The sequence below is a fragment of the Psychrobacter pygoscelis genome (assembly GCF_004335015.1).
Lineage (GTDB): Bacteria > Pseudomonadota > Gammaproteobacteria > Pseudomonadales > Moraxellaceae > Psychrobacter > Psychrobacter pygoscelis.
The window spans coordinates 1-267 of the sequence record NZ_RQRU01000024.1 but is presented as its reverse complement, the minus strand read 5'-3'; the positions used below and the strand labels follow the sequence as shown (position 1 = coordinate 267).

Below are 267 nucleotides of genomic sequence, written 5' to 3'. Positions count from 1 at the left end.
TCAGTGACGCTAGCGCTAACCTCAGTGCCCGGGGCAATCTCAATGGCAACTCCGTCGTCGATGATTGCTTGGGTCACGGGGGCGACTTCACCGTTAACTGTTAGCGTGTCACCAACCTCAGTGCCTTCAGGGACGGTAACGGTGGCGGTGATGGTACTATCTTCACCCACCTCTTCGCTGTTATAAACGTCGTCAGCACCGGTGCTTTCAAAGCCAATAACTGGGGCAGTTGGCGCTATGGTGTCTGCTTGGGGCGCTCTGTCAGTA

Annotated in this window: 1 protein-coding gene; it reads right to left on the bottom strand. The window is 55.8% G+C overall.

Annotation, left to right across the window (positions count from 1 at the left end; genetic code table 11):
• On the bottom strand, positions 1-267 hold a 267-nt coding region (locus tag EGV92_RS14030; protein WP_165525638.1), incomplete at both ends, for a hypothetical protein.